The sequence below is a fragment of the Spirosoma endbachense genome, from assembly GCF_010233585.1.
GTDB classification, from domain to species: Bacteria; Bacteroidota; Bacteroidia; order Cytophagales; family Spirosomataceae; genus Spirosoma; species Spirosoma endbachense.
In genome coordinates, this window is sequence record NZ_CP045997.1 from 9,423,550 (window position 1) to 9,443,098 (window position 19,549).

The 19,549-nt window shown below is 48.7% G+C and carries 9 protein-coding genes; 2 read left to right on the top strand and 7 right to left on the bottom strand.

The features are described 5' to 3' along the window. Window positions 1-88: 88 nt before the first annotated feature. The 5 genes from GJR95_RS37915 to GJR95_RS37935 form a co-directional block, all read right to left on the bottom strand. Window positions 89-1,783: a TolB family protein gene (locus GJR95_RS37915; protein WP_162390815.1), complete on the bottom strand. Its 1,695-nt coding sequence runs from the start codon at window positions 1,781-1,783 to the stop codon at window positions 89-91. A gap of 77 nt (window positions 1,784-1,860) precedes the next feature. Beyond that, window positions 1,861-4,749, bottom strand: a complete 2,889-nt coding sequence (locus GJR95_RS37920) for a TonB-dependent receptor (RefSeq protein ID WP_162390816.1) — start codon at window positions 4,747-4,749, stop codon at window positions 1,861-1,863. 935 nt (window positions 4,750-5,684) lie between these two features. Further along, window positions 5,685-6,932 (bottom strand): ABC transporter ATP-binding protein, encoded by a 1,248-nt coding sequence (locus GJR95_RS37925; protein WP_162390817.1) that lies wholly within the window; start codon window positions 6,930-6,932, stop codon window positions 5,685-5,687. Window positions 6,933-7,044: 112 nt separating this feature from the next. Beyond that, the gene (locus GJR95_RS37930; RefSeq protein ID WP_162390818.1) at window positions 7,045-10,386 is read right to left on the bottom strand and encodes a glycosyl hydrolase; all 3,342 of its coding nucleotides are present in this window, start codon (window positions 10,384-10,386) and stop codon (window positions 7,045-7,047) included. 100 nt (window positions 10,387-10,486) lie between these two features. Next, window positions 10,487-13,975: a ThuA domain-containing protein gene (locus GJR95_RS37935; RefSeq protein WP_162390819.1), complete on the bottom strand. Its 3,489-nt coding sequence runs from the start codon at window positions 13,973-13,975 to the stop codon at window positions 10,487-10,489. Between the two features lie 145 nt (window positions 13,976-14,120). On the opposite strand from GJR95_RS37935, the gene uidA reads away from it, so the two are divergent. Beyond that, the gene (gene uidA / locus GJR95_RS37940) at window positions 14,121-15,983 is read left to right on the top strand and encodes a beta-glucuronidase (RefSeq protein WP_162390820.1); all 1,863 of its coding nucleotides are present in this window, start codon (window positions 14,121-14,123) and stop codon (window positions 15,981-15,983) included. A 202-nt stretch (window positions 15,984-16,185) separates the two neighbouring features. Further along, window positions 16,186-16,968 carry an NUDIX hydrolase gene (locus GJR95_RS37945; RefSeq protein WP_162390821.1) on the top strand — a complete coding sequence of 261 codons (783 nt, stop codon included), beginning with the start codon at window positions 16,186-16,188 and terminating at the stop codon, window positions 16,966-16,968. A 355-nt stretch (window positions 16,969-17,323) separates the two neighbouring features. Here GJR95_RS37945 and GJR95_RS37950 read toward each other — a convergent pair whose 3' ends face one another. Together GJR95_RS37950 and GJR95_RS37955 are read right to left on the bottom strand one after the other, a co-directional pair. Continuing rightward, on the bottom strand, window positions 17,324-18,367 hold the full coding sequence (locus GJR95_RS37950) for a PDDEXK nuclease domain-containing protein (protein ID WP_162390822.1): 1,044 nt from the start codon (window positions 18,365-18,367) through the stop codon (window positions 17,324-17,326). Window positions 18,368-18,515: 148 nt separating this feature from the next. After that, the gene (locus GJR95_RS37955) at window positions 18,516-19,121 is read right to left on the bottom strand and encodes a recombinase family protein (protein ID WP_162390823.1); all 606 of its coding nucleotides are present in this window, start codon (window positions 19,119-19,121) and stop codon (window positions 18,516-18,518) included. Window positions 19,122-19,549 lie beyond the last annotated feature (428 nt).

The following is a 19,549-nucleotide window of genomic DNA, read 5'->3' on the forward strand; positions in this document are numbered from 1 at the left end:
GAGCTATATACGTGCTTGCACGTAGGGATTGTCGTTCACTACGAATGCTGATGACACCTGGGAGCGTCATCAGCATTCGTAGTGGAACTCATCGAAGTTCACCCGGTACTCCAGTTGGCAGGCCCTTGGACAGATTGACCTCAATTTTCCGGTCGTCCAATTGCGTCCGAATGGTACCTGATCCCTGACTTCTGCCGGTAAACTTCGCGTTGTCGACTTTAAGAAACCCTTTGTGTTTCCCCGTTACCTGGATGTCGGCGTTCCAGGTGGCGTCCCAAAACGTTTTTTTACTGATCGTTTCGGACCCATTCAGCACATATTGGCCATCATCGGAAAAATTTACGTATTCGACTTTAAGGACCGTTTCTCCAGAGGGTGAGGTTGGTTTATGGGTGCTTATGTTGGCGTACCCCGAAACGAGTCCAACCAGTTTTCCTTCGGCTTGCTTGGATGTATCCAGCGGCTTGATGTCCTCTAAATTAATGGCCCAGTCCATCGTCGGGGTCACGATCTTAAGCGGAGTGGTTGGTTTTCTGGCCGTGAACGTAATCATGCGTAGACGGCCCCAGGCTTCCCCTTTTTTGACCTGTCGCGGGTCTTTCTGCTCCCAGAAAATCCCCCTGGTACTGCTGGGATGCCAGGTTAAATTACCAAAATGATTGTATTGGGTCAGGTTATCCGTTGCCGTTGTCAGGTTCTGGCCGGTATATCCCTCCCCGGATAATCGGGCCCGGTCACCATACAGGTCGGTCATCGTAAGGCCGTAATACCGCCGGGCATCCCTTGAGCCCTCAATTTCTTCGTTCCGCCATTCGGCAACTCCCGGTGCCAGCGCATTATTGACAATGAGCGGGCGGGGAATCAGACTAAAGGCATCCATGCGCGTCGTGTGGCGGTGAGACTGGAAAATAAACCACTTGCCGTCCGGAGAAGGGTATACTCCCTCATCATAACTATAATGCCGGGTGAACCGACTAACCTCACCGGTCGTCAGGTCGATTTTGGCAATGTCGAAGTTACCCGCTTCAAATGCACTGATGGTGGTCAGATACTGCCCCATGCCGGCAAAGCTTTTTACCTCGCCCCCGCCAAAGGAGAAGGGCCGGAAATCAGGTGCCCCTGGCAGAGCCGTCTTATCGCCCGCAATAACTTTTGTTTTGGTCAGTTCGTAACGCTCTCCTTTTTCGTCCGATATGCGGGTTAACTCGCTAACCAGTACCAGTGCCCCTGGCATCGGTCTGGTTACCAGCAGGGTGTAGGCTACATGGAGGCCATCCTGCGACATGTTACTGGCAATCCGGGCAATCGTTTTCCCGCCCGGAATGGTCGGGTAGACCAGGGGGAGAATCCGGGCCTGTTTGCAATCCAGAATGGATGGGCTACATTCCAGAATACCCGTTGGCGTGTAAACGCGCTTACCATCCGGCAGCGGTACGGGCATCTCTCCGCCGATAGTCTCTTTCAGGTTGCAGGTCAGGCATTTGAATTCGCTGCCGTCGTCCTTCATAACGGCCAGGTTCGATTTTTTTGCGCCCGCCAGCGTAACCTCCATAACGATGTGTTTGGCATCAGGAAGGTAATTGACCAAAACGGCGTCGAGGACACTATCGGGCAAAGGAATTGTCGAGACGGTGAAGGCTTCTGGCTTGGGTGGCGGTGGCAGCTTCGGCGTAAGGGCATAATTTTTTTGCTGAACGGGAGCCTTCTGCCCGAAACCAATTGCGGGGCAAAATAGTGCGTACACCACGAGGTAAACACTGATTGCACTACTGATCATTTTCATATAAAACGAGTTGGTTTGAGTGACTAATTTTGCCGTGTAGAGACTGAAAGGATAGCCTCTGAAGGACGGACTATTTTTTAAAAAGTGTAGGTCGCTGTCAAAAAGTAGGAGCGGGGAGGCAGACTCAGGCTGAAATACACAGCATTGGGATTAGCTTCCAGTTGGGCCTTCGTAAAGCCCTGCGTGTTCAGTGATGCAGGAAAACCACCCGGCGCTGACCAACCCATGATCCCATTCTGATTGAATACATTGTTAACGTTGGCCTGGAGTTGGAATTTGCGGGAAACGTTATAGCCTACATTCAAATTGGTCTGGTCAAAACCCGGTAAGTAAAACACGTCCGCTACGTTACCGGCCCGCCGACCAATGTATGTCCAGTCAATCGAACCGTACAACTTATCCGAGGTGTACGTTGGGGAGATACGCAAAATCTGGCGGGGCGAAAAATCGGTTTCATTGCCAGAATAGCTTTGAATCTGATCGTCAGCCCGTCCATTACCATTCAGCACCCAGGTATTAAAGTCGACGGCCGTTGATTTCTGGAACGTAGCGACAGCTCGAACACTCCACTCTTTGGTTAGGCTGTAATTCCCCTCAATTTCAACCCCTTTGGTTTCAAACTTATTGTAAAGCACTGGGGTCGTGTAGGTGGAGGTTACATCGGCTGATTCCTGACCAAGAGCCTGCTGAGGTACGTTGCCTAATAGACTATAAAACGGCGTAACGAAGAGCGAAAACCGGTCTTTTTTGGCTTTGAAACCCACTTCATACTGTTGGGTACTTTGGGCAATTGGGTTCAGATAATCGGCGGTGACGGATGATTGAGCGTTGAGATATAAACCCAGATCTGGCGCTTTACGGCCTTGTGAATACCGGGCGTACACAGCCAATTGATCGCTGAACTTGTAATTTAATCCCCCCGAATAGGAAATCGTTTTAACCGTTTTGTCGTAGGGCACCGTCGCAGTGATTGCTCCGCCCATATTGTCGTAGAGCGTCAGGGGATTTTTGTCCGTACCCCCGTCGGTGGACGTGGTTGCCGAGGCAATCTGGTTGGTACCGCTTACCCGTATACGTTCGAAGCGAATGCCCCAGTCGAAATTAAGTTTGTCCGTAACTTCCCAGTTATGCCCAAAGAAGCCTGCCAATTGGTTTAAGCTTAGATCGAACAGATTCGTAGCCACGCTTTTGCCCGAGCCCCCTGTTATGCCATCCGGGTTGGTAACCTGATAGACCTTGCCCGTCATGTCAGTATAAACGATGGCCGTCGGTTGAGGGCGCGGGTTTAGCATCTGCCCAAACATGTTTCCGATTCCGCTCGGATTAAGCCGTTTGACACTAGAGTAGGCATAGTACAGGCCACCGGTAAAACTCATGTGGCTAAGCCGCTTAGTAAGCGTGAGTTGTTCAATCGTTTCCTTCACCCGATTGTCGAACACGATCAGGGGGTTGAACAACAGAGAATTTTTCTGGATCTGGGCACCGGGTAAGTTGCTGCTGTTGACTGTAAACTTAAGCCCCGCTGGTGCTCCGTTTACGATATTAATACCCTGGGTAACGTTGGCCAGTTCGGTTCCGGTGGCTAAATCACGGAACGAATAGGTCCCCAGTTTGCCCGCCAGCGTATTTATCCCGTAAAAGGTCACGTTATCGATTGCAAATGGGTAAGGAATGGAGGTAGTGTTCCAATACGAGGTTTTATAAGCGTAGCGAATCTTATTATCCAGCGTCCAGCCTTTTCCGAAGCTATGGTCGAAATTTAGCCCAATAGAGAGATCTTTCGAGTGAATTTTGTCGCGGGAATTGTAAGTGCTTCGTTCCCCGGTTTGGTTGATGGTATAGTCAGCCGTAACGGGAGGAATCAATACGGAGTTGGTTTGCTCGACGCCGGGTGCCAGGTGGGGATTGTTAAAATCCACCGTTGGCAACTGTTCAAAAAAGGTATTGTGATCATTTAAATATTTACCGTACAGTTTCAGGGAGCCATTTTTTAGCTGCTTCACCACGTTTGCTTTTAGCTGACCGCCGTTATTCATCGGATAGCCAGCATAGCGGGCACCGTCATTCTGCCGAAAGAACCCGCCGACGTTAAAGGTGAGCGTCTTGTCTTTGCTTAAGGGGCCGCCGACATTCATATCAGCCCGGTAATACGGGTTTTTTCCGTTGCCTTCCAAGCCATATTTTACCCGGGCCTGGGTCTCCATCGTTTGGCCACCCACTTTAGAAACGTAATTGAAAATGCCTCCCGGCGCATTATTTCCCAGGATGGAAGCGGTGCCACCCCGAACGGCTTCCAACTTACCCAAGGTAAGGTCAGGACGCAAAAAATAATCCGGTCCAAAGTTGCCGTAGGTTGCATTGGTGACGGGTAGTCCATCCTCCTGCATCGATACATAGTAATACCCATTGGAGACATCGTTGCCGCCCACGTTCACGCCCCGTGAACTGACCGTATTGCGGATTTCCCCCGTCGACGAGTTGACAAATACGCCCGGTACGTTTTTGAGCAAATCGGCTGCACTCAGGGGAGCTTGCAATTGAAGGAGTTTAGCCGAAAGTACGGATATGGCGACAGACGATTCCATCCGGCTCCGCTTGTCGAATACACCGGTGACGATCACTTCATCCAAATCGGACGCACTTTCGGCCAGCGTTACATTAATTGCCGTCTGGGAACCAACCAGTAGTTCTTTCGATACGAAACCCACAAAGCTGAATTCGAGGGTTGTGGCCGGAGAAAGACCTGAAAGTTGGTAGCTACCCGTCGCATCGGTGACCGTACCCTGGCCACTACCTTTCACTTTCACACTTACGCCTATCAGAGATTCTCCTTTAGCGTCAGTTACTTTTCCACGAATAGATGACTGAGCAAAGGCCACCTGACAACTGACAATCAGGAAGAAAATGAGTCCAGAAATTGGCCTTAACGCTTTTCTGGACCAGTAAAAATAGAGTTGCTTGTTCATAATGAAAAAGGAAATTAAATAAACAAAAACGATAATATAGTTTATAAATTGGACTAAAAAGCTTTTTAAAAGGCATACAGCACCCCATCAGCCTACTCCGCAGGCTACAAACAGTCTACAATACCAAACATTGACGTGGGGATCAGGTACTAGGTTAGTGTCATTTCAGGCGTAGGTTACATTTAGTAATTCGATTAAATAAAAAGTAGCCTCGCTCGGCTATTAGCCAATGAACACACCGTAACTGGTATTCCAAATCATTACAGGTCACCCGGCACCCGGCCGATACGAATGTTACCGGTATAATGCTTTCAGGTAATTTCATCACGTTGCTACCCCTAGTAGAACAGGAACCCATGTGAATACACTGCTCAAAGGCGACCTGCAGGTCTGGGTTCAACACATCGCCCGACCGCCCGTCATCTTTAGTAACACGACCGGCACAATGACTTTAGGCACTAGGAATAAAGCCGCCAGAACAAATAGCCAAAGACCTGTCATTAAGAAATTGACGCTTACGGGTCTGGCTTGCATCTCAATCGGTCATATTATAATGACACAACAAATATAAAAGAAAAATACCATTATTATCTACCATAGTAGATTTTATTTTTTTCTTTTAATTCTTATATAGATTATATCTTATTATTTGTGTTTCAGGCACTTGTTATTATAGTAATATTTGAGAAGTCACCCGGCCGTTCAGATCCTCAATTTAGGCACGCATCATTGAACCGTATAAGCCTAAAACCTATCGTAGACTCTAATTTTTCGTATTTTATCGGTTAAAAACCGCTGAATAGTCTGTCGATAGCCGTTCAAAAAATTCGCTTGAGATAAACAAAAAATATGGCTAGCAAAATGGATAATTGCTGCGAGCCGTTTACGGACAGCAGAGATTTTGTCTGTTTTGGTCAACTGACCCAAACTTAGCCCTAAGTGCTAGGTTCCACCATCCCCATGGTGAAGGGGAATTGAGGTCGGAGATAGCCCGGCCATTTGCCGTCTACTAATATCCCTTCATGATAATCTTTAACCTCGAAGGTAATCCCTTCTTCCAGGGTGAATAAAGGCGTAACGGTATCTTTTACAATCATGATCGAGATTGTATAGGACCCGTCGTTTAAGAAATAACCCGGAATTTGGCATTCGCCCACAATAAGCCCTTTGCCGTAAGGCTGCGATCGTGAGCCTACGTTGAAGATGCATTCGCCAGTTAATGAATTTAGGTGCATTGACAGGTTCAGGTTGGCCCGATCCATCCTATTCCAGAATTCAAACCGAAACCTCATGGGCGTCCGAACATCAATGTGTGTTAACTCCTCCTGATAGTCAGGAATCAATTCAATGTGTTTAACGCGCACCAGATCATTGCCAGGGGCTTCTTCGGGCGTATCCCATTGGCGCAGGGGTCGGTATTGAGAAATTTTACTGAGATAAGAAGTAATAATCTGGTTGGTTTCTCCCTGCTCAATTAACCGACCCTTTTCAAAATACAGTGTTTTATTGCAAAATGCCTGCACCGCTGTCAGGTTGTGACTGACGAACAGGATTGTGCGACCACTATCTGCGTTTTCACGCATTTTTGCCAGACTTTTTCGTTGAAATTCAGCATCGCCCACCGCCAATACCTCATCCAGGATCATAATTTCGGCGTTGAGATGAGATGAAATGGCAAACCCCAGACGAACATACATCCCGGATGAGTAGCGCTTAACGGGTGTGTCCAGAAACTTCTCAATACCGGCAAATTGGACAATTGCATCGAATTGCGCACGGATTTCACTACGCGACATGCCAATCAGAGCCCCATTGAGATAGATGTTTTCCCGGCCTGTCAGTTCTGGGTGAAATCCTGCTCCAACCTCCAGTAACGAGGCTACCCGGCCGCGAATCCGGACTGATCCACTCGTTGGCTCAATAATTTTACTAAGGACTTTTAAAAGGGTTGATTTACCCGCTCCATTATGACCGACAATACCAATCCGATCCCCCTGTTCAATTTCAAAGTTTACATCACGAAGGGCCCAGAATTCTTCTTGGGTAGCATTCTTTTTTTCCTTATCCCCAAAAAACTGCCGGACATTTTCTGCGAGTAGGTCACGTAACGTATTGGAACCTTTACCTTTTTTGTGATCAATAACGTATTTCTTGCTTACATTTTCTACAATAATTACAGACATTGCGATGAGGTATAGTTGGTTAATGGTAATGAACTGAGCAAAGATGCTGACTCAAATCATTGCAATACAGTAGGTTTCTTAACCATATGGATAGTACCTGTTAGTTGACTAGTTACCGGGACAAGAGCTTCACAGGTCCTAGTAATCCCGATGATTGTAAGGGAGAATTTGCCTGGTAAAACGGCATGGTGACGTAGGTGAGCTTGTTCGTTACGCCCGGCTGCGCGTCACCAATCAATCGGTTTACCCACAAATTGGTGACATTAACCTCCAATTTGTTTTCGCCCGGTTTAAGGGTGTTCGATACGTTTACCCGGAACGGCTTTTTCCAGACAATACCCATCGATTTCCCGTTCACAATAACCTCAGCCAGATTCTTGACCTCCCCTAAATCGAGCCACAATTCAACTCCCTTACCGTTGGCCGTGACGGGTAGGGTTATGGCTTTGGTATAGGTAGCCGTACCGGAGAAGTACTTGATTCCTGCGTCAGGATTCTCCGTGTACGAGGCTAGCTTGTCGAAGGTAGACTCTCTGGGTGCACCCCGGTTTGATTGAAAAGTCACATTCCAGCTCCCTTCGAGCGTAGCTACTTCTTTTTCGGTCACTTCAGGAAGCGTAACCGACATCTGAGTGGTCGATGTGCGAAACACCACAAATACGGCGTCGTTGGGGGCAAGATGTAGGGGAACCGTCGTGCGACCATCCGCTATCCGGTACGAAGCCGCTTCCATCCGGCCTGTTTCGGGGTGCCAGATCTGGGGCACTTTACCGGAGACTCTGAAGGTAACCTTCAGAGTCTCCAGTAGGTCACTACGGTTATTTACCCAGTAGACATCACCGTCCGCTACCTTACGGTGTACATAAAGTAACTGGGTAGTGGCTTGCGGTTTGGTGTATTCAAAATCCGGTACAATGTGTAAGGCGTTAAGTACCTCAGTTACCGTTTTACCGGTATGCACATTTGGCTTGTTACTCCCCCAAACTTCAGTCACCAGTCGGGTAAATTCCTGTGGATCGTCATTCATGCCGGGGGAGTTCTCCGGCCGCACCCCACTGATAACGGCTCCGTTTTTCACCAAATGAGCGATTTTGCGGAGCACCGGGAGTGACATGTTCCGCGCATTGCTGTCCAGATGCATCATCCGGTAGCTCATCCCGGAAGGGGTAACGAGCTTGCCGTTTTTCACTGAAAGCAGGTTGATGAGCGCGTGCGGGTTAACGAAATCGTAATTGTAACCCGTCGGTATGTCGGGGAGTTTGGCGCCGAATAAACCCGTGATGTTGTTGTCCTCGCCGTAGTAGTAGGCGACGTCGGCCACGAACTTGCCCTGCTGGAGCAGGTACGAACTGCGGGCGAGGTAATCGGTCCATGCTTTGGCCTGCTCAGCCCAGGTGTCGTGCCGATTAAACCACTGCCCGAAAATAGCCAAACTTAGGCCGGGGATTTTATCGTCGACCGGTTGGTGCACCGACGTGTGAATCACGAACCGGTTCAATCCATTGGCCATTTCCAGGTCGGCCGTGGGTTTGAGCCGTTCGGGGGAGTAGGCCCAGGCATTGCCGCCGAAGCCAATCGATGTCAGCGACTCGCCAGCTACCAGATTTTGACCGTACAGGTGCGATACCGACGCCGATTCGCGGATGTCGGCCTGCGCCATCGTGAGCGAGGAGCCACCCGGCCCCGGTGTCCACATCGCTGACATCGGTACGGCTGCGGTTCGTTTCACGTCCATACCGTCCATGATAAACACACGGCCATTCTCGTGTGACTCGGAATAGCGCTTCATGCCGTACTTCGCCAGAATCGTCGTGAGTTGATCATAATGGTTTTCGACGATCAACTCGGCGATGGTTTTCCGATAATCCCACAGAAACTTCTCGCTGGCTTCAGTGCTTTTCACAACCTGGCCGGTCAAGACCGGCATCCAGGGCAGTAGCTCATACCCGCGCCGTTTGGCAAATTCCTGCGCCATCAGCGGTGTCCAGTTATTCTGGCCGGACTCATAGCTGTCGGTGACGATGTATTGCAGCCCACGCGCCCCCATCAACCCACCGGTAGCATCTTTGTACTGGTTCAGGTAAGTTGTGAAATAGTCCCGGATCGCGCGACCGTCGAGCTTGTCGACTTCTAGCCCGGTGGCTTCTCGCGAGGCCGGGTGGTTTTGTTTGCCCGTCAACGAATAACCAAACCGCACGATCTTCCAATTTCCGTCTGGTGCGGTCCAGTTGAGGGCTCCGTCGGCATTCAGTTTGCCGGTCAAATCGATCACATCCCTTTCGGCAATAATATCAGCGCTGGCTGGTGTCAGATGGCTGGCGAGATCAGTGGCGGTGGCAAAACCGGCTTTTTCTTCAAAATGGTTGATACGGGTAACGGGGTGCAGCACAACCTCGGCAATGGAGGTACCCGCTGGTGGCTTGGGTGCTTGCCGGCTGGCCCCCATCATGGCCCCGAAGCCAGGAGCCGCTGATGGATTTTTGAACGTCACCCGAAAGTATTTGGCCCTTGTTGGCGGAATGGTAATGGTCTGCTGGGCAATGATACCGAGCGGAATAAAAGCGATCCGGCGAAAGTTGACGCCATCATCGCTGGCTTCCAGACTCCGGTCTTTCGTTTGTATGGTTATGCCAAAGGCTGACCGGGTTCCTCCTCCCACGACACTAACCCCTTTTATCGTCTGCGGTTGGGCAAACGCAAATTGTATCCAGCCGTAGCCCGCTACCGAGTCTCTGGGCAACAGGTTGGTAGTAGCCAGGTCTCCGTCAGTAAGCTGCTCCAGGGTGAAGCTGCCGTCATTGGTGGTAATGGTTGGATTCAGTTCCGTTAACGAAATATCAGCAGCCGGCAGGCGGTAGGCAACCACCGCTATGTCTTCGTAATACTCCGGGGGGGTAGGAGGTTTTTCACTCAGACCGGAAGACTGCGCTGATAGAGGAACATTCTGAAAGTCGCCCGTAGTGGCGGGGGGTTTGGGTAAGTTGACGCTCAGTGACTGTCCGCCCTTTACCCGCATCTCACGCCACACTAATTTCTTCATACCATCTTTGGCCGTTACCCAGGGCCCTCCACTCTCGCTCCAGCCCGGTGAGCCCGCAATGGCCATCTCCAGTTTTAATGAATCGGCCAGCCGGGTGGCGTAACGAAACGCATCTTTCCACTCAGGAGTCATGTAACTCAAGCGCTTGGTCACGATCTGGGGGGTAATCATTCCCGCGTCAAAATTCTGGAAGCCACCAATACCCGACCGGTGCATCCACAGCAGGTCTTTATGAATGCCGCCTTTGCTAATATTCCCGTTCATCCAGTGCCACCACACGCGGGGGCGGGCCGCCTGGTTCGGTGTGATGAAGTTTTGCTGGAGAAGATCGGGGCCTTTAGACTGTGCCTGGCTGTAGCCCTGAGCCAGAATAAAGACCCAAAGTGCCAGTCCTTTGCTATAAAATCGGTTCATGTATCGAATCAGGTTAATTAGTCAGGGTGAGGAGGTTTATTGGGTTTTGTTTGTCTTTAATCAGCATCGATTTAACAAATTTGAAAATAACCCATCAGGTCTATTCCGGTTTAGGATCGTTCAGGATAAATTCAGTGCTCATCACAATCATTAATGAACCTTGTTCCGGCTTAGGATTAACGAATACCACATAGGCATCATGAGGGGCCTGGTCGGAACGGTCCGGCAATTGGACCGGAACGTGAAGCTGGGTTAAACTGGCACCCGCTTCCAGTATCTGAGATTCGCCGATCAGCTTACCCGTTGGACTGTCCAGGCGAAGTTCCACTTTTCCACCAATGGTGTTGATTTGCGCTTTTGGTGCCATAGCCCGAAGCCGCAATTCAGAAATGGCATGCAAATCGATCTGTCGGAGAACTATATAGGAACCAGATTTAGAAGCGATAAGCAGGTTGGCCCCGCCCCCAGCTACTTTTCTAACATCCTTATAGTCATCAAAACCGTGCGTATCAACGCTGGTGTTTCTCAGCACGAGTGTCTGTTCCACTTTTTGAGTAGGCAGGCCATCGGCTCCTTTGTCTACATAGGCGGCCCGCAAGATATATACTCCTTTACCCTTGTCACCAGCAGGCAGATTGGCTACATAAGTACCTTTCACGGGGAGCGTAGTTTTGGTAGCTGCTTCACTCGATACACTGAGGATGTAGTTGACCATCTGGGCTGCGTCGGCGGTTGACAGTTGTGGGTGAGCGGCCATAGCGGTTTCGCCCCAGACACCACTCCCCCCCGCAATAACTTTCTTCGTCAACCGCTCCAAAGCAGTTTTATCATCTTTGTACTTTGACGCTACCTCCAAGTAGGAAGGCCCAATCGACTTTTTATTCAGGCTGTGACACGCTTTACAGTCACTGGCTTCGGTGAGTTTTCCGCCAGCAGACAACAATGCGCCGACATCCGCCGAACGATGGCCCTGTGCAACGGCCACTTTGTCATATCCTTCGGATAAGTAATTGATAGTGACGGCCACCCGTTCGGGGTCGATACCCTTACCCAGTATTCCATCTTCTTTATCCGTTACGTTGACAGTATAGTGGAACGGTTTGTTGGGAATATAAAATGAATTATTGCCACTGGGCATATTGACGGTCAGTAGGGGAGCTTCGTTCCCCACAGTAATATCCATCGATTGGGATGAAATGCCGCCCTTACCGTCGTTGACGGTCAGCGTGGCTTTGTATAAGCCTTTTTTAGCAAGGGTCAGGCTTACATCGGATGTTTTGGCTACTTTAACAAAGCCGGTTTTGCCTCCTCCAACATAACCGGCTGACCGCCTGGACCCTCCAGTCCGGGAAGTAATTTGCCAGGAATAGGTTAGCGGATCACCGTCCGTATCAGTGGTTCCTTTGGCGCTGAGTTTTAGATTCAGCGGAGCCGACCCACCCAGTTTATTTGCCGTCATCTGTACGTTTGGCTTCCGATTGCCTGGGTTGTATTCAATCCGAATCAGGCGCGCATCATCGTTTTGGGTAAACCAGCCTGATCCGTATTCAAGCATGTACAGATCCCCGTCAGCGGCAAATTCCATATCCATTGGGTTGGAAAAGGTATAACTGGGCATGAACCGCTCCATGGACTGGTAATTTCCAAGCTTATCCATCGTTACGGCCATAATCCAGCCCCGCATCCAATCGTAAATCAGGAGTTTTCCATTGTAATAGGCAGGAAAAGCATGAGGTGTGTTTTTGACTTCATCGGCGTAATAGACAGGCCCAGCCATGGCATTCCTGCCCCCACTTCCCACCAGTGGAAATTCGGTAGAAGTACTGTACGGATACCAGGTAAAGGCTTTTTGAGCCAGAGGAAGCTCCGTCAAACCCGTATTATTAGGTGACGTATTCGTTGGCTTGTTGGCATCCCATTTAGCTCCGGCTTTACCAGCCCCAAAATCGAATTTTGTATAGGCTTTATTATCCCCGACAAAATGGGGCCAACCGAAGTTGCCAGCTGTTCGGGCTTGTCCGACTTCGTCCTGACCAGCAGGGCCTCGGGTCGAATCTGGTTTGGATGCGTCAGGACCTACCTCTCCCCAGTATACGTAACCTGTTTTCTGGTCAATCGAAATGCGGAAGGGGTTACGGTGGCCCATGGTATATATTTCGGGGCGTGTTTGGGGCGTACCCTTTGGAAAGAGATTTCCGTCAGGAATCGTATAGGTCCCATCGGGCTGTGGTTTAATGCGGATGATTTTACCGCGTAAGTCAGCCGTATTCGCCGATGATTTTTGGGCATCCCAGGCACTTCGACCTACACCCTCATCGCTTGGGCTATACCCATTGGAGGCATGCGGATTGGTGTTGTCACCCGTTGATAAGTACAGATTACCGGCTTTGTCCCAGGCAATTGAACCGCCCGTGTGGCAGCACTCTTCGCGCTGGGTCGCTATTTCCAAGAGAATCTTCTTCGACGCCAGGACCAACTCATCACCCTTTAGTTCAAATCGGGCCAATACGTTCTTGGGTTCAGAGCCAGCCGGTGAGTAATAAAGATAAATCCAATGGTTTTGAGCGAAGTTTGGATCTTTATTGAGGCCTAAGAGCCCATCTTCGGCTGTAGATTCCTTTCCTTCTTTACTGACATAGTTTAAGCTGACTGGAATTGTAGCAATGGTTTTAAGCTGGTTGGTTTTGGTATTGTACAGCTTTACGTCCCCTTTCCGCTGAATGAATAGAACTCTACCATCATTCAGTACGCTCAGTTCCATCGGTTCGTCCAGCTTTTCAGCTAAAATAACTTTACTAAAACGGTTCTCTTCGGGCCGAGCCTTCGAATAATCGGGTGGTTGGGGTGCATCTCCACCAGTCGTATAGCGAATGCCCGCCCAAAGATGACCCAGAAACAGCGGGTCAGTAAAGGCTTCGTTCGTATGACCCATCGCCGTGTAGAATGAGCGCCCCCCGTCGTATTCCTGATACCAGCTTATGGGATGAAAATTCGAGTTTTTCCCCCCTCGGTAACTCGTCTCGTCGACAGTGAGTACAACATTGATTTTTGGCGAAATGTCTTTAAAATTATAGATCTCCTCGGCCCGTTCAAAGGAATCGGGCATGCCTTTGGTAGACCATTGATTCTTCATGGCCACGATAAACTTCCCTTTCTGCACGTTATCGGGCGTGGGGTGATCCAGAAAATACGCGCCCGCCAACTTCCCGTACCAGGGCCAACCGTACTCGGTATCCGTTGCCGCGTGTACGCCCACATAGCCGCCACCGGCCTGAATATACCGTTCAAAAGCAACCTGTTGGTCCGAGTTCAGCACATCACCCGTTGTATTGAGGAAAACGACCGTATTGTACTTTTTCAGACTTGACTCGTTAAACTGGCCCGCATCTTCGGTAAAAACTACACCAAAGCTTTTCTCAGAAGCCATTTTTGCCAGCGCTTTTTTTCCCGTTTCGATGGACTCATGCCGGAATTCGACCGTCTTACTAAAGACTAACACATTTGTCTTTGGCGTCTGGGCAAAGGTAACCTGTAGAAGTAGCCATAACATAGCCATTAAAAAGTTGACAGACAATCGTTTAGCTTGCATATAAACAGAAGATATGATAATGACACAACAAACGTATAAAAAAAATTCCATTATTATCTACCTTGGTAGATAATATTTTTTTTCAATTCTATATCTTTGCAGTGCAATGTTCATCTAGTCGGTTCCATTCGTTAATTTTTTCAACATGATCTCAAGATACCTACTTGTACTGCTCGCCCTCTTTGGTTGGAGCCCGGGACTGGCTCAGTCGTTTGCTAACGCCGATCCGGCACATATTGCCCTATTTCCCCATCAGAATGAGTTTCGAAATACGTTGAGCCTGTCGGGCATGTGGCAGTTCAAAAAAGACTCGATGGAGGTGGGCGAAAAAGAAGGCTGGCAGAATGGCCTGACGGCTACTCGCTCCATTGCCGTACCAGGTAGTTGGAATGAGCAATTTACCGACAGCCGAGATTACCTAGGTATGGTTTGGTATCAGAAAGAAACCTACGTACCTAGTAGCTGGAAAGGGCAGCGTATCTTTATTCGTTTGGGCTCAGCTACCTATGCCGCTAAACTGTGGATTAACGGTAAGCCGGTCGGCCAGCACGAAGGAGGCAATCTGCCGTTTGCCTTTGACATTAGTTCTGCCGTAAACTGGGGAGCCCCTAACCGCATTACGGTTCAGCTTGAGAATATGCTTAAACCCTCCCGGGTACCAACGGGTAACGTACCCGGGAGTCCCTTTACGAACTATCCCAAATCAAACTATGACTTCTTTCCGTTCGCCGGTTTGCATCGCGATGTGTGGTTGTATTCAGTGCCTGCCGTAACGGTCATTAAAGACATCACGGTTAAAACTACCTTTACGGGTACGACTGGCAGTGTGGAGATCAGCGTATTGACCGAAGGCAAAGCCAGCCGGGGTACAATTCTCATTACCGGAAATGGGAAGAAATACGAAGCGCCGATCCGCTTTACTGGCAATGCCGCTACGACAACCCTTTCTATTCCTGATGTTCGGCTCTGGTCACCCGAAGACCCCTATTTGTATCAGGTTGACGTAAACATTGGCGATACCAAAACAACACTCGATCACTATACGCTTGAAACGGGCGTACGTACGATCAGTGCCAACGACAAGCAGTTGCTGCTCAACGGGAAACCCATCTTCCTGAAGGGCTTTGGTAAGCACGAAGATTTCCCGATTTTTGGCCGGGGTACAGCCAATCCGGTTATCGTCAAGGATTATTCGCTCATGAAATGGGTGGGTGCCAATTCATTCCGTACGTCGCATTATCCTTACGACGAGGAGTATATGCGCCTGGCGGATCGGGAAGGGTTTCTGGTTATCGACGAAATTCCGGCGGTGGGGCTTTATTTCCATGGCGATACGACCGATCTGGCCGCCCGGCAGGCGATGTGCAAACAGTACATTAACGAACTGATAACCCGCGACAAAAACCACCCTTCGGTCATTATGTGGTGCGTAGCCAACGAACCGTTCCCAAAGGAGGTAACCTTGGCTGGCAGTTCGGCTGACCGCTCGGCTACCCCGAAAAGCATTGACCTCTTTAAAGAGCTTTTCGCATTAGTCAAACAGAAAGATAACACCCGGCTGGCTACACTGGTAGGAGCAATGGGAGGACCCCTGGAATGGGTAGGATTGGGCGACGTCATGTGTATCAACCGCTATTATGGATGGTATTCCCACGCAGGCGATATGGCGGGGGCCGCTCGTATCCTAGGGCTGGAGGCTGACGCCCTGCACAAACGCTATAACAAGCCTATAATTTATACGGAGTTTGGAGCCGATACCTACCCGGGTATGCACGCGGATGACCCCGAGATGTTCACCGAGGAGTTCCAGGCCAACTTTTTGAAGATGTACCTCGACTTCGCCCAGTCGCGCGATTACATTACGGGTATGCACGTATGGGCCTTCTCGGATTTCAAAACCGGACAGGGGATCATCCGATTTGGCGGCATGAATTACAAAGGAGTATTCACCCGTGACCGCAAACCAAAGGCGGCAGCCCACTACTTACGGTCACGTTGGACTAAATGAAGAGATCGTTGGAAAACCTACCTAAGGATTTCTAGGATGAAGCAAAAGTTGTAGTTTTAAGATTGCCGTAGCACACCGTCTTCATTTGAGCTGGTGTGCTACGGCAATACCGCCCCACTTTTTTAACACTGGTAGGCCACTCCTATCTCCTGTGAATCGGACCCTGTAAACCGAATGTCTTTAAAGAATACTAACTACTGATATGAATTCAATTAGTGATAAGAACTATATCCAGCAGGTTTCGATTGACTGCGTCATTTTTGGTTATCAGAATCGGCAGCTAAAGGTATTAGTGCCTAAACTCGCCTATAAAGGTGATTTTTGGGGGCTTCCCGGTGGTTTTATTCATCAGGACGAAGACATAGATGCGGCAGCCAAGCGTATACTCTACGACCGTACGGGCATCACCGATGTGTTTCTGGAGCAATTTCAGGTCATGGGTAAGGCCAATCGAAGCAGTCGTACTTTTCTGGACCGGCTTGTTGAGCTGAATGCCGACAATCCGCTCTTGCTATTTGATAGGGAGTTGCGCCAAAAGGACTATGACTGGTATACCCGACGGTTTATAACCATTGGATATTACGCTTTGGTGGACATCAGTAAAGTCATTCCGCATAAAACGAATCTCGATGAGTCCATAGAATGGTATCCTGTCAAGCAAGTACCAAAGATGATCATGGATTATAACGAGATGGTTAAAGAAGCGCTGAAAACGCTTCGACTTACCCTTGACCAAAAGCTCAGTGCCTTTAACCTGCTTCCCGACACCTTCACGATGCAGGAAGTGCAGGACCTCTACGAAGCCATTTTCAACAAACGCTTTGCGCAAAACAACTTTCCCAAGAAAATTCTGCGCCTGAACGTATTGGAACGGCTGGAGAAAAAGTACACCGGTGCCGCCAACAAAGCCCCTTATTTATACCGCTTCAATAAAGAGCATTACAATCAGCTATCCTCTGAGGAAGCTTTACTGGCTGATTACTAGACTAAATAAACTCTATTATAAAATTTGCTTACTACTTTTTTGCAGTCATGGGTCTGCTTTCAGCGTGTATACTGGTCCAACAATCCCCCGAGCTAAGGATTTTGCATCAAGTTAGACTTCCCAAAACGATTTAAAGGTTTGTCTTGTCCTGATTTTATTCGGACGTTTTTCTGAACGGTAGTCGGGTAGGAGGGAATGGGTTAGAAACGGCCCTTTTTGCGTTCAATAAACTCGTTCAGTTTAATAGTTCAGGGTTTTGACTCGCTTCAAGCTTTTTCTGAACGAATTTTGTCGCGCTAGCTGCTTTAGTAGTCGTTTGCTCTCTGCTATTAGTCAATGTTGCTATTGATTGATTCTACTCCTCATCTTTCGGAAAGTCTAATCGCAGACGAGCTTGTTCAATAGCTAAGTGCAGTTTTTGCTCCAATACGGTGGTTGGTAATTGATGAGTTAAATATTCAGCAACTCGGATATCACCTTTGTCCAATTGCATCAGTTCAATGTGCTCCCGTGTTTTCTCAGCGCACAAAATTAGGCCAATCGGAGAGGCCTCACTTTCAAGCATTTCATACTGTTTTAACCACCCTAAATAAAGCTCCATTTGTCCCTTATACGCAGCTTTGAAGCGACCTAACTTCAGGTCGATAGCTACGAGTCTACGCAATCGACGATGATAGAACAATAAGTCAATTCGGTGATCTTCTCCGTCGATGACAATGCGCTTCTGCCTGGCCATAAAGGCAAAGTCGCTTCCCAACTCGATTATAAATTTCTGAAGTTCTGACAAGATTGCATCTTCCAGCTCCTGTTCAGAGTAGTTATTCTCTAGTCCTAAAAAGTCCAGTACATAGGGATCTCGAAAAACTAAGTCGGGTGAGAGTTGATTATCTTCCCGCAATTGGGCTAATTCTTGTCTGATCGTTTCTTCAGGTAACCGTGAAATCGCCGTACGTTCATACAGCATACCATCTATCTTCTTCTGGAGCGTCCGTACACTCCAGCGCTCCAACCGCGCCATCTGCATATAAAAGTCTCGTTTCAACTCATCTTTGATGGTAACAAACGTGACAAAATGGGACCAAGTGAATTGTTCAGACAGTGTCTGAAGAATCTGCGCATCGGGATATAATCGGGCTAATTCAACGGCATTGGTCAAATTAGCGACGCTAAATCCTCGGCCGAATTCAGTGATCAACTGCTCACTGAGTCGACGGATCGTTTGCTTACCATATTCCGCTCGACCCTGATTTAATATGTCCTCATGGATTCGTTTCCCAATAGCCCAATACAACCGGGTGATTTCAGCATTAATAACCGAGGCTATTTGTTGACGTGACTGAGCAATGAGACTACGTAAATCATTAAGCAGCGGATCAGAGGTAGGTACTATAGGATTCATAAACTGAATAATGGCGTCCTAGAAAGACACCTTGTCTTCAACAAACGTAAAGAATCAAATAAGGGTATTGTAGACAACTAGCAATCGAATACACTAATCAATCTAAACGTCGTTTAAAAAATGTTAAGTAGTCTACAGCTACAATTTTCTACGATGTGGCAATTGGGATTTCAACTGAAGCGCCAATTTCGACCCCGCGTAGACGGAGATACTTATACAGGGTGGTTTTGGAGATGTGTAACTCGCGGGCGATTTGTTCAACCGGGTACTTGGCTTCTTTGTAGAGACTTTCACCAAGGCGGGCTTTCTGCTCACCGGCTTTGGATAGCCCTTTGCGACGGCCTAAGAGTTGACCCCGTCGACGGGCGGAGGCCAAACCTGCCAAAGTCCTTTCCCGAATGACTTCCCTCTCAAACTCAGCTAGACTGGCAAAAATACGAAAAACGAGCCGACCTTGCGCTGTAGTGGTGTCGATCGGGTCGTTCAAACTGACTAACCCAACGTGTTGGCCTTCGAGCTGAGTGACAATCTCGATCAAGTGATTTAGGGATCGGCCCAGTAGATCCAGCTTCCAAATCATCAAAGTATCCCCCTCCCGGATGATTTCGAGTAGCCTGTTTAATTCAGGCCGTTCGGTTTTGGACCCACTGGCTTTCTCCTGAAAGATTTTCGAGCAGCCGGCTGCATCAAGGGCATCTAGCTGAAGCGCCAGGTTTTGATCTTGCGTAGAGACGCGGGCGTAACCTAACTTCATGATGTAGTAGTATCTATCTCACGTACTTGCCGTGAGTGTGAGAAATCTATTGTCGATCTAGGAAGCAGGTTGTTGGTGTTGAATATACAGAATTATCAGGTTTTAAGGCTAACAAAAATATGGATACTCCTAAGCTCTTAAATGAGGGGGGATCGCCTTTAAATAATTGTTCTAGCCGATCAGTCATCATTCACGTCAGAAACCGTCCACGAAAAGGTTACGTTTCCTGAACGCCTTCTATAAAAAGTACAAAATTTTATGAGGGTAGAAGACAGTTTATTCTACGCCAAATTAATGGTAAAATATAGTACTCCCCCAAATTAGGACCACTAGCTAAGTTGAAAAACAAGCTGTAAATAGTGGTTCAAAATGAAAGCAAAACGCAAGCAGCACTCGCCTGCCTTTAAAGCCAAAGTGGCTCTGGAAGC

What these genes read in the sequence shown, in the direction of transcription:
- GJR95_RS37915 (WP_162390815.1), bottom strand. Translation starts at nt 1,783, where the DNA reads ATGAAAATGATCAGTAGTGCAATCAGTGTTTACCTCGTGGTGTACGCA.
- GJR95_RS37920 (WP_162390816.1), bottom strand. Translation starts at nt 4,749, where the DNA reads ATGAACAAGCAACTCTATTTTTACTGGTCCAGAAAAGCGTTAAGGCCA.
- GJR95_RS37925 (WP_162390817.1), bottom strand. Translation starts at nt 6,932, where the DNA reads ATGTCTGTAATTATTGTAGAAAATGTAAGCAAGAAATACGTTATTGAT.
- GJR95_RS37930 (WP_162390818.1), bottom strand. Translation starts at nt 10,386, where the DNA reads ATGAACCGATTTTATAGCAAAGGACTGGCACTTTGGGTCTTTATTCTG.
- GJR95_RS37935 (WP_162390819.1), bottom strand. Translation starts at nt 13,975, where the DNA reads ATGCAAGCTAAACGATTGTCTGTCAACTTTTTAATGGCTATGTTATGG.
- uidA (WP_162390820.1), top strand. Translation starts at nt 14,121, where the DNA reads ATGATCTCAAGATACCTACTTGTACTGCTCGCCCTCTTTGGTTGGAGC.
- GJR95_RS37945 (WP_162390821.1), top strand. Translation starts at nt 16,186, where the DNA reads ATGAATTCAATTAGTGATAAGAACTATATCCAGCAGGTTTCGATTGAC.
- GJR95_RS37950 (WP_162390822.1), bottom strand. Translation starts at nt 18,367, where the DNA reads ATGAATCCTATAGTACCTACCTCTGATCCGCTGCTTAATGATTTACGT.
- GJR95_RS37955 (WP_162390823.1), bottom strand. Translation starts at nt 19,121, where the DNA reads ATGAAGTTAGGTTACGCCCGCGTCTCTACGCAAGATCAAAACCTGGCG.